This is a genomic window from Sphingomonas paucimobilis NBRC 13935, from assembly GCF_000739895.2.
Lineage (GTDB): Bacteria > Pseudomonadota > Alphaproteobacteria > Sphingomonadales > Sphingomonadaceae > Sphingomonas > Sphingomonas paucimobilis.
Genome location: NZ_BBJS01000032.1, coordinates 1 through 11470 on the forward strand (window position 1 = coordinate 1; position 11470 = coordinate 11470).

General features: G+C 66.0%; 6 protein-coding genes. 5 read left to right on the forward strand and 1 reads right to left on the reverse strand.

What is annotated here, in order from left to right; all coding sequences use genetic code 11:
• Positions 1-263: 263 nt before the first annotated feature.
• From SP6_RS11370 to cobA, 5 genes are all read left to right on the forward strand, one after another.
• Complete coding sequence (locus SP6_RS11370; protein ID WP_007404675.1) at positions 264-1511, forward strand: nitrate/nitrite transporter; 1248 nt, start codon at positions 264-266, stop codon at positions 1509-1511.
• A 32-nt stretch (positions 1512-1543) separates the two neighbouring features.
• A complete protein-coding gene (nirB, locus tag SP6_RS11375) occupies positions 1544-4024 on the forward strand; it encodes a nitrite reductase large subunit NirB (protein ID WP_007404516.1) in 2481 nt (826 codons plus the stop codon).
• Complete coding sequence (gene nirD, locus SP6_RS11380) at positions 4021-4374, forward strand: nitrite reductase small subunit NirD (protein WP_007404599.1); 354 nt, start codon at positions 4021-4023, stop codon at positions 4372-4374. Before nirB ends, nirD begins: the two co-directional genes overlap by 4 nt.
• Positions 4375-4496: 122 nt before the next feature.
• Positions 4497-7097: a nitrate reductase gene (locus SP6_RS11385; protein WP_007404696.1), complete on the forward strand. Its 2601-nt coding sequence runs from the start codon at positions 4497-4499 to the stop codon at positions 7095-7097.
• Positions 7090-7875, forward strand: coding sequence for a uroporphyrinogen-III C-methyltransferase (gene cobA, locus SP6_RS11390; RefSeq protein WP_007404661.1), 786 nt, complete (start codon positions 7090-7092; stop codon positions 7873-7875). Before SP6_RS11385 ends, cobA begins: the two co-directional genes overlap by 8 nt.
• Before the next feature lie 90 nt (positions 7876-7965).
• On the opposite strand, the gene SP6_RS11395 is transcribed toward cobA, so the two are convergent.
• Positions 7966-10866: a TonB-dependent receptor plug domain-containing protein gene (locus SP6_RS11395; protein WP_037568248.1), complete on the reverse strand. Its 2901-nt coding sequence runs from the start codon at positions 10864-10866 to the stop codon at positions 7966-7968.
• Positions 10867-11470 lie beyond the last annotated feature (604 nt).

The following is an 11470-nucleotide window of genomic DNA, read 5'->3' on the forward strand; positions in this document are numbered from 1 at the left end:
AGGAATGGGTTTGGTTTTGCTGCATTTGCGAAAGGGACTTGCGCTGAACCGGCGAATCAGGCAATTTTCGATTCGCTCGGCAATGGCGTCGGGTACGAGATAGCAGCGAATGCCACTCCAATGACGGGGTAGCACGCTGGCGGAAGCGGGCTGACGCTCGCATTTCGCTTGGAGGCAACGAAGCCGCCAGGATGTGACCCATGGGTCCACGTCCTGGCGGCTTTTTTCGTTTTGGGCCCTGGCGGCCCCACGGAGGCGGCACGATGGCGACGGCATTCTGGGATGACACCAAGACAGCAAAGGCGGCCGATAACGGCAGCTTCTGGTCGAGCGGCCATACGCCGACCCTCATCGCGGCCTTTCTGTATTTCGATCTCGCCTTCATGGTCTGGGTGCTGCTCGGCCCGCTGGCGCCGCAGATTTCCGCCAGCCTGGGGCTGACCCCGGCGCAGAAGGGCGTGATGGTCGCGGTGCCGACCCTAGCGGGCGCGATCCTGCGCGTCGTCAATGGCTTGCTGGTCGACCGGATCGGGCCGAAGCGGGCGGGCGCGATCAGCCAGATCATCGTCATTGCCGGACTGTTCTCCGCCTGGGTGCTGGGGGTGAGCAGCTTCGGCGGGACGTTGGCGCTGGGCGTCATTCTCGGTTTTGCGGGCGCCAGCTTCGCCATCGCCCTCCCCCTCGCCAGCCGCTGGTATCCGCCCGAGCATCAGGGCAAGGCCATGGGCCTGGCCGGCATGGGCAATTCGGGCACGGTGCTGGCCGCGCTTTTCGCGCCCGCGCTAGCCAAGCTGTTCGGCTGGAACGCGGTGCTGGGTCTGGCCTGCATTCCGCTGAGCCTCGTCTTCCTCGCCTATATGGTGATGGCCAAGGACGCGCCGGGCGCCCCGCCGCCGCGCCGGTTCGTGGAATATCTGGCGCCTTTGAAGCAGGCCGATGCTTGGTGGCTGATGGGCTTTTATGCCGTGACTTTTGGCGGGTTCGTCGGGCTCGCCGCCAGCCTGCCCATCTACTTCACCGATCGCTTCGGGCTTACCCCGGTGCAAGCCGGTTACGCCACCGCCGCCTGCGTCTTCGCCGGATCGCTGGTGCGACCGATGGGTGGCGCACTCGCCGATGCGATCGGCGGCGTGAAGGCGCTGATGGCGGTCTTCATCGCCGCCGCCATGACGCTGACCGGTGTGGCGATGGTAGACGGTTTCGCCGCCTCGCTGGCGCTCTTCGTCCTGTCGATGCTGGCGCTGGGCGTCGGTAACGGCTCGGTGTTCCAGCTGGTGCCGCAGCGCTTTGCCACCGAGATCGGCGTGATGACCGGACTGGTCGGCATGGCGGGCGGCATCGGCGGCTTCTACCTCGCCTCGTCGCTGGGCCTCGCCAAGCAGTGGACGGGCAGCTTTTCCAGCGGCTTCCTGATCTTCGCCGCTCTGGCGGTAGTGGCGCTGGCCGGACTGACCCTGGTCAAGACCCGCTGGCGCCGGACTTGGGGCGCGGCCGAAGGCGTGCGGATCTGATGCCTCCCCTTTCTCCCGAACGGACAGACGCGATGCAACACGAAGTCCTGACCGCGACGCCGGTTGACCCCCGCGAGCACTTGATCGTCATCGGCAATGGCATGGCCGGATGCCGCGCCGTCGAGGAATTGCTGGCGCGCGATCCTACCCGCTACCGCATCACCATCTTCGGCGCCGAGCCGCTGGTGAACTACAATCGGATCATGCTGTCGCCGGTGCTGGCGGGCGAGAAGACGTTCGACGAGATCGTCATCAACGGGCTCGACTGGTATGCCGATAACGGCATCACGCTGGTCAGCGGCGATCCGGTCACCGCGATTGATCGCGAGGCGCGGACGGTGACCGCCAAGAGCGGCATGGTGTTGGACTATGACCGGCTGCTGATTGCGACCGGCTCCGATCCGTTCATCATCCCGGTACCCGGCCACGACCTGCCCGGCGTCATCAGCTTTCGCGACATGAAGGATGTCGAGCATATGCTGGCGGCCGCCGAGCGGGGCGGCAGCGCGGTGGTGATCGGCGGCGGCCTGCTCGGGCTGGAGGCGGCGCATGGCCTCTCCTTGCGCGGGATGACGGTCACCGTGCTCCACCTGATGCCGACGCTAATGGAGCGGCAGCTGGACGAGGCGGCGGGCTGGCTGCTGAAGCAGGCGCTGGAAGCACGCGGCCAGACCGTGCTGTGCGGTGCGGACACCGCCGCGATCTTGGGCGACGGCAAGGTGGAGGCGATCCGCCTGAAGGACGGGCGCGAGATTCCCGCGGACCTGGTCGTGATGGCGGTCGGCATCCGTCCTTCGGTCGCGCTCGCCCGTGCGGCGGGCCTGGAGGTCGGGCGCGGGATCAAGGTGGACGACCATATGGTCACCAGCGACCCGCGCATCCTGGCGGTCGGCGAGTGCGTCGAGCATGATGGACAGGTGTACGGCCTGGTCGCGCCGCTCTGGGACATGTGCCGCAGCCTTGCCGATGCGCTGACCGGCGCGCCTTCGGGCTATCGCCCCACCGCCACCGCGACCAAGCTGAAGGTCGCCGGGCTCGACGTCTTCTCGGCGGGTGATTTCGGCGGCGGCGACGGCGCGGAGGACATCGTGCTGCGCGACGCGTCGCGTGGCATCTACAAGCGCGTCGTGGTCAAGGACGACCGCATCGTCGGCGCGGTGCTGTATGGCGACACCGCCGACGGCAATTGGTATTTCGACCTGCTCAAAAAGGGCGAGAGCGTCGGCGATATCCGCGACGCGCTGATCTTCGGCCAGGCCTTTGCTCAGGGGGGCGCCCTCGCGGACCCTAAGGCGGCCGTTGCGGCGCTTTCCGATGATGCGGAAATCTGCGGCTGCAACGGCGTGACCAAGGGCAAGGTCTTCACCTGCATCGACAGCGGCGCGCATAGCCTGGACGCAGTGCGCTCAGGCTGCAAGGCGTCGGCAAGCTGCGGCTCGTGCACCGGCATCGTCGAGAGCCTCCTCAGCTTGCGCCTGGGCGGCGAGGTCGAGGCGGGGCCGAAGACGATGTGCAAATGCACCAGCTTCGGCCATGACGATGTCCGCCGCGAGATCGTCGCGCAGAATATGCGCTCGATCCCCGAGGTGATGCAGAAATTGCACTGGTTGACGCCCGATGGCTGCTCCTCCTGTCGCCCTGCGCTCAACTATTATCTGCTCTGCGCGCTGCCCGGTGAGTATGTCGACGACCAGCAGAGCCGCTTCGTCAACGAACGGATGCACGCCAACATCCAGAAAGACGGCACCTATTCGGTCGTGCCGCGCATGTGGGGCGGGATCACGTCGCCCAGGGAACTGCGCGCGATCGCCGATGTGGTCGAGAAGTTCAACGCGCCGATGGTCAAGGTCACGGGTGGCCAGCGGCTCGACATCTTCGGCATCAGGAAGGAGGATCTGCCCGCCGTCTGGGCCGATCTGAACGCCGTCGGGATGGTCTCGGGTCATGCCTATGGCAAGTCGTTGCGCACGGTGAAGACCTGTGTCGGCTCCGAATGGTGCCGCTTCGGCACGCAGGATTCGACCGGGCTGGGCGTCAAGCTGGAGCGGGCAACCTGGGGGTCGTGGATGCCGCACAAGTTCAAGATCGCAGTATCCGGCTGCCCGCGCAACTGCGCCGAGGCGACGATCAAGGATTTCGGCGTGGTCTGCGTCGACAGCGGCTATGAGCTTCATGTCGGCGGCAATGGCGGGATCAAGGTCCGCGCCACCGACCTCCTCTGCAAGGTCGCGACCGAGGCGGAAGCGATGGAGATGTGCGCCGCCTTCATCCAGCTCTACCGCCAAGAAGCCCGCTATCTGGAGCGCACCGCGCCGTGGATCGAGCGGGTCGGCCTCGCCTATATCCAGTCGCGGCTGCTGCCGGACGAAGAGGAGCGCGCCGAACTCGCGCATCGCTTCTTCTACTCGCAGCAATTCTCCCAAGACGACCCCTGGGCCGCACGGGTCGCGGGAGCCGAACGCGAAATGCATGCGCCGATGGCGCGCTTCCAGCCCGTTGGAGAAATGGCATGACCCTCCCTGTTTTGGCCGGCGAATGGCTCGATATCGGCTGGGTCGAGGAAATCCCGCTGCGCGGCAGCCGCACGGTGCAGGTCGAGGGCGGCGACGACATCGCCATCTTCCGCACCGGGGAGAACAGCGTCTTCGCGCTGCTCGACCGCTGCCCGCACAAACATGGGCGGCTGAGCCAGGGCATCGTCCATGGCGGCGCGGTGGCCTGCCCGCTGCACAATTGGCGGATCAGCCTGACCACCGGCGAGGCGCTGGGCGAGGACAAGGGCTGCACCCCGACCGTGCCAGTGAAGATCAGCGGCGGCCGGGTGCTGCTCTGCCGTGCCTCCACGCTGAAGGCGGCGGCGTGAAGACAAACCGCCTTGCTCCCCTCCCCTTCAGGGGAGGGGCTGGGGGGGGGGGCCTCCCCACGAGCGTCCCGCTGGCTGAAACGCCCCACCCCAACCCTTCCCCTGAAGGGGAGAGGCAAGGCATGACCCCCATCAAAACCACCTGTGCCTATTGCGGTGTCGGCTGCGGCATCCGCGCGACCGTCACCGGCGAACGGCAGGTCTGGATCGAGGGCGATCCCGACCATCCCGCCAATCGCGGCAAGCTGTGCTCGAAGGGCACCCATCTGGGCGAGACGGTCGGTCTCGAAGGCCGCCTGCTCCACCCCATGATCGGCAAGCGCCGTGCCTCCTGGGACAAGGCGCTCGACCTCGTCGCCAAACGCTTCCGCGACACCATCGCCCAGCATGGTCCCGACAGCGTCGCCTTCTACGTCTCGGGCCAGTTGCTGACCGAGGATTATTATCTCGCCAACAAGCTGATGAAGGGCTTCATCGGCTCGGCCAATATCGACACCAATTCGCGCCTGTGCATGTCGAGCGCGGTCGTTGGCCACATCCGCGCGTTCGGCGAGGACATCGTGCCCGCCAGCTACGAAGACATCGACGCCGCCGACCTGATCGTGCTGGTCGGCAGCAATACCGCCTGGTGCCACCCGATCGTCTATCAGCGCATCCGTGCGCGTTGCGATGCCGGCGCCAAGCTGGTCGTCATCGATCCGCGCCGGACCGAGACGGCGGAGCATGCCGACCTTCATCTCGCCATCCGGCCGGGCAGTGACGTCGCGCTGATGAACGGTGCACTGGCCTGGGCGCGGGCGGCGGGTATCGTGGACGAGGAGTTTCTTGCCGCCTCGGTCGCGGTGCCGGAGGATTTCTGGACAGCGCTTGAGGACGGCAGCGATCTCTGGTCCGTCGCCAAAACCTGCGACGTCGCCCCGGCCGACCTTCGCCGCTTCTACGAGCTGTTCGCCGCGACGCCGCGCACCGTCACGCTGTTCAGCCAGGGCATCAACCAGTCGACCACCGGCACCGATCAGGTCAACGCGATCCTCAACCTGCACCTCGCAACGCGGCGGATCGGCAAGCCCGGCGCGGCCCCCTTCTCGATCACGGGCCAGCCCAACGCGATGGGCGGGCGCGAGGTGGGCGGGCTTGCCTCGACACTGGCCGCGCATATGGACTTCGCGCCCGAAAACCGCGCGCGGGTGCAGCGCTTTTGGGCCTCTCCCAGCATCGCGCCCAAGCCCGGCCTGAAGGCGGTCGATCTGTTCCGAGAACTTGGCCAGGGACGGATCAAGGCGCTGTGGATCATGGCGACCAACCCCGCCGTCTCGATGCCCGACGCCGGATCGGTGCGCGAGGCGCTGGCCACCTGCCCCTTCGTCGTGGTCAGCGACGTGATCGCCGAGACCGACAGCTCCGTCCACGCCCATGTCCGCTTGCCCGCCGCCGCCTGGGGCGAGAAGGACGGCACCGTCACCAATTCGGACCGTACGATCAGCCGCCAGCGTGCGCTCTTCCCGCTGCCCGGCGAGGCCCAGCCCGACTGGTGGATCATCAAGGAGGTCGGTCGCCGCATGGGGTGGAAGACCGCCTTCGCCTATGACCGCCCCGCCGAGATCTGGCGCGAGCATTGCCGCCTGTCGCATTACGAAAATCATGGCCAGCGCCTGTTCGCGCTCCCCGGCCGAGCCAGCGGCGGCAATGCGGAGTATGACGCGATGCAGCCCTTCCGCTGGGGCGGCACGCCGTTCGCCGATGGCCGTTTTCCGACGCCGGACGGGCGCGCGCGATTGGTGCCCGTCGCACAAAAGGCGCTTCCCGAACCCTTGCGCGACTGGCCGATGATGCTCAACACCGGGCGTTACCGCGATCACTGGCATACGATGACCCGCACCGGCCTGGCCCCCAAGCTCGCCCGCCATCGCGAGGAGCCGCTGGTCGAGGTGCATCCCGACGACGCCCATCGCCTGAACCTGACTGATGGTGGGCTGGCCCGGGTCGGCACACCGCAGGGAACGAGCCTTTATCGCGTCGCGGTCAGCCCTGGGCAACGGCCGGGCGAGTTGTTCGTCCCCATCCACTGGACCGACAAGACCGCGAGCGGCGGCCGCACCGGGCTGCTCCCCCGCCCGCTCACCGATCCCTATTCGGGCCAGCCCGGCTTCAAGCGCACCCCCGCCAGCATCGCGGCCGTCACCACCCGTTGGTGCGGCTTCGCCATCCTGTCCGGCGAGGCGAGCGCTGTGCCGGATTGCCTATGGGCGACCCGCATCGCGGTGCCCGGTGGCTGGCTATGGGAGGTGGCGGGCGATGGCGATCCGGCCGTGCTGGAGGCCATGCTGCCCAAGGGCCAGCGGATCGAGGCGACCGACCCCGCCCGCGGATCGCGCCGCGTCGCCGTGATCACGGGCGACCACCTCGCCGCCGTCCTCTTCTTGACCGAGCGTGGCGAATTGCCGGGCCGCGACTGGCTGATCGCCCAGCTCAGCACGCCGGAGGTCGCGCCCACCATCCTTGCCGGTCGCGCGCCCGGTGCGCAGGTCGAACGCGGCGCCATCGTCTGCGCCTGTTTCGATATCGGCATGCGCACCATCGTCACTGCGATCCGCGACCAGCAACTCGCCGATGTCGCCTCAATCGGTGCAGCGCTGGGTGCCGGTACCAATTGCGGATCGTGCCGCCCCGCCCTTGCCCGCCTGCTCGCCGAAACCCAGGAGCCCGCCCATGCGCATGGATGATTTTCCCGCCGGTTCGGTCTGGCTGGTCGGCGCAGGTCCCGGCGATCCCGACCTGCTGACCCGCAAGGCCGAGCGGCTGATCGCCGCCGCCGACATCATCTTCTACGACGCCTTGGTTGGGCCGGAGATATTGGCGCTGATCCCCAAGCGGATCGAACTGGCCAGCGTCGGCAAGCGATCGGGCCGCCACTCCAGGGATCAGGGAACGATCGACAGCCTGATCGTCGCCGCCGCGCGGAGCGGCAAGCGCGTCGTCCGGCTAAAGGGTGGCGACCCGTCGATCTTCGGGCGCTCGACCGAGGAGATCGACGCCTGCCGCGCCGCCGGGATCGCCGTCCATATCTGCCCCGGCATCACCGCGGCCAGCGCGGCGGCGGCGTCGGGTCTGGTGTCGCTCACCTTACGCGGCCTGTCGCGACGGTTGACCTTGGTGACGGCGCATTGGCGCGAGGGGGAAAATCTCTCGCTCGACTGGCCCGCGCTGGCGGCACCCGATGCAACGCTGGCCGTCTATATGGGCCGCGCCGCCGCGCCGACGATCGCGCGTGAACTGATGGCGGCGGGGATGCCGGCCGAAACGCCGGTGATGGTCGCGGTCAACGTCTCGCTGCCGAACGAGCGGCTGATCACCGGCCGCCTCGACGCGCTTGGATTCCTCACGCGAACCATCGGAGACAAGGATCCGGCGCTGTTGCTGATCGGGGAAGCGGTGGGCGCCCACCGGATGCCGGCGGGGAAACGGTCTCGCCACGTCGAGGGCGTGGGTATTCAGCCTTGAGAAACCGAGGCCAGCGCCGCGCTGCATGCGACGCCGGCCATCGGTCCGGATCGGCGGGGCGGCCGGGACCGCATGCGCCGAAGCCTATCGTCAGAAGCGGAAATTCGCGCCGAAGCGGAATGTCCGGCCGACCGCGCCGATCTGCGTATAGGTCGGATTATAATTGACCGCGGCATAGTTGCCGGCGTTCAGCGGCGCCTTCTCGTCGGTCAGATTGATGACGTTCATATAGAAGGTGAACTTGTCGTTGACCCGCACGCTGCCCGTCAGATCGACGTCGATGAAGCGCCGGACATGGCAATTGAAGTTGGGATCGGAACCGCCATAGGTGCTGCCGCCGTTGCAATCCATCGTGCCGAACTGATCGAACCCGACCGCCTTGTAGCCCGAGACATAATAGGTCGTCGCGGTGAGCGAATAGGGGCCGTAATCGATGCTGTTCTGCCAGTTGCCGCGCCATTGCGGCGTGCCCGCGCCCGACGAGGTCACATAAGGCGACTGGGTGCCGACAAAGTCGGTATAGGGCTGGTCGGCGCTCGGCTTGAACAGATAGTGCAGGATATAGGTCGCCTCCGCGCGACTGGTGAAGCGCACATCGTCACGCGGATGCAGTTGGACCTGGGCCGACATGTCGATGCCCGAGGTCTTGAGCGCCGCCGCATTGGCAAACGGCGCATTGACGAACAGCGCCCGCAGCGGCGCATTCGGGAAGGCCGGATCGATGACGTCGGGCGTCACCGAATAGCCCGCCGGCATGGTGCCATTGCCATAAAAGGCCGCCAGCGCCTGGTTGGACAGCGGACCGCCGGTGATCACGTCGGTCTTCTTGATATTATAATAATCGGCCGTGAAGCTCAGCCACGGTGTCGGCTGGATCACCGCGCCCAGCGTGAAGCTCTGCGACAGCTCGGGCTTGATATTGGGATTGCCGACCGTGTTGAACCCGATCGAATAGCTCTGGTTATACGCGCTGCCGCCGGTGCAGCCGGTGTCCGACGCGGTCGCGCCGTGCTGGACCTGGATCGCGCAGGGCGCCTTGCTGGAGGTGAAGCCGATGACCGTGCCCGAGGTTTCGGCAAAGCTCGGCGCGCGGAACCCCTTGGAGAAGGTGCCGCGCAGAGCAAGCTGCTGGATCGGCATGAACTTGACGCCGATCTTGGGCGAGAAGCGGTTATAGCCTTCCTGATAATGGTCGTAGCGACCCGATCCGTCGATCTCCAGGCTGTTGAGGATCGGCGCGTTGATCTCGAAATAGCCCGATTCGACCGTGCGATGGCCGATGGCCGAGAACTGGTTGAGGCCCAGCGTGGTCAGGTTCGGATTCTGGTTGGGATCGTTCTGCGCCTCGTAGCGGAACGATCCGCCCACGCCGACCTGTAACGGGCCACCGGGGAGTTGCATCACTTCCTTGGTGATCACACCCTGGATCATGTCGAGGTCGGTGGTCGCCTGGGTATGCACTGACGGCGATAGGGCATTGCGGACAGCGGAGCTATTCTGCGTCGGATCGACGAAGTTGTAGGTGCCGTTGTTGATCGCATTGGTCAGCCCGGCCAGGTTCAGATAGCCGTTCTGCGTCATGTCGAGCCAGCTATGGGCGATCGTGCCCGAGACCGAATAGGTCCAGCCGTCGCCAAACGCACCGTCGATCCCGGCGGCGGCGCGCAGGACATGGTTCTTATAGTCGGACGAAGCAGGGATATCGCCGAACAGATAGCGGATCATCGCCGGCTGTCCCGACGCTGCATAGGGGTTGTTCGGGTTCAATTGCCCATTGGCCAGCGTGGCGGGCAGTATGATGTTCTGCGTGTTGATCGGGTTGATCGAGCGGATATTGGCCGCGCTGCCCGCCGCCAGAACCTCATTCTGGTAATAAGAGGCCATCAGATAGGCCTGGGTCTGCGCATTGACCTGCACGGTCGCATGGCCGGTCACGCCGAACCGGGTCTGTTCGGGTGCAATCTGACCGTAATCGGCGATAGTGTTCTGGGTACAGCCATTGCCCAGCGTGCCGCTGACCGGCGAGGTGGTGCCGGTGCAGCCATTGGGGTTGAGCACCTGGAACGGGCCATTGGCTACGCCCGAGCCCGACAGGATGTTGCCCGACGTCAGCTGGGTCGTCGGGGCGATCAGCGCGCTGGTGGTCGAACCGGGCACGACCGAGCCCGCCTGGTTGTTGTCGCCGCCGATGCGGGTCAGGTCGGCGGTGTTGAACGGGAAGCCGCGATTGCGCGCCCAGATCGGGTCGTCATGCTGATATTCGCCGCTGATATAGACGTTGAAGCCCTGTTCCTTGAGCTTGCCGGTGCCCAGCGTCAGGGTCGCACGCTGCTCGCCACCATCGCCGCGCTGGGTCACGCCGCCTTCCAGCGTGCCGGCGACGCCGGTGATTTCCTTCTTCATGATGATGTTGACCACGCCGCCGATCGCGTCGGCGCCATAGCTGGACGAAGCCCCGTCCTTCAGCACCTCGACCCGGTCGACGATCGCGTCGGGAATGGTGTTCAGGTCGACGAAGGAGCGCTGGCCGTCATCCGACAGCGGATAATTGGCGGTGCGCATCCCGTCGATGAGGGTGAGCGTCGAGTTGACGGTCAGGCCGCGCAGCGACACCGCCGAGGAACCCGCCCCGAAGCCGTTGGCGAAGGCGGTCGGGATCGACCCGCTGCTGTCCGCCGAGATCGAGCGGACGGCGTCCGAGACATTGTTGATGCCCGCCTTTTTCAGATTGTCGGCCGACAGGATGGTCACCGGCGAAGGGGTTTCGGTGTCGGTGCGGCGGAATAGCGTGCCGGTGACGACGATGTCCTTCTTGTTGGTGTCCGAGGCGTCGGGGGAGCCCGTCGCGGCCGTGGAGTTCTGCGCCAGAGCCGTGTCCTGGGCCATGGCCGGACTGGTCGTCAGAAGACCACCGATCAGCGCGGCCGGCAGGATGGCGGACGCGGCGCTGCCCCGCAACAGGGCCGCGCGGATGACGGACATACTGGTCATAACTCGATACTCCACCCTTTTCCGCGACCGGACGGTCTCGGCAAAAAACTATTGGTGGGTTGAGTTATCGATCGCGTATCGCGACTGTAAATGACGCCAATATTTCATAATCTGGAAGTTACACCGATGTTGCACTGCCGACACGCAATATGAAAGCTGCGTCATATTCCACGGAGCATCGATGACTTGGCGACAACAGACGTAAAACGCCTGCCCCCTTGCAATTTACACCTCTGATAGTGCCGGAGAAGCGCCGATCAGGACAATATATTCATTAAAGTTACAGGCTTGACAGCCCTCGACGACAGAGTCCTTGAACGCTTTCCAGGACTTGTCCGATCTGACTGTTTTTTTACCGCAGCCGATCTGCGGAGCATAAAAGTCGGGCGCGGTCTCACCATCCATCCCCCGCAACGGGCAAAGAAAAACCCACCCGGCGGGAACCGGATGGGCTTTCTGTTTCAGGTCGCGAATGATCCCGGCGGGTGGGATCAGAAGCGGGCGGTCGCCGCCACGCGGAAGAAGCGGCCGATCAGCCCCGAATAATAGGGCCGGGTGCCACCCGTCACCGACAGCGCCGGGAAGGGCGCCGAGGCGTTGAAGA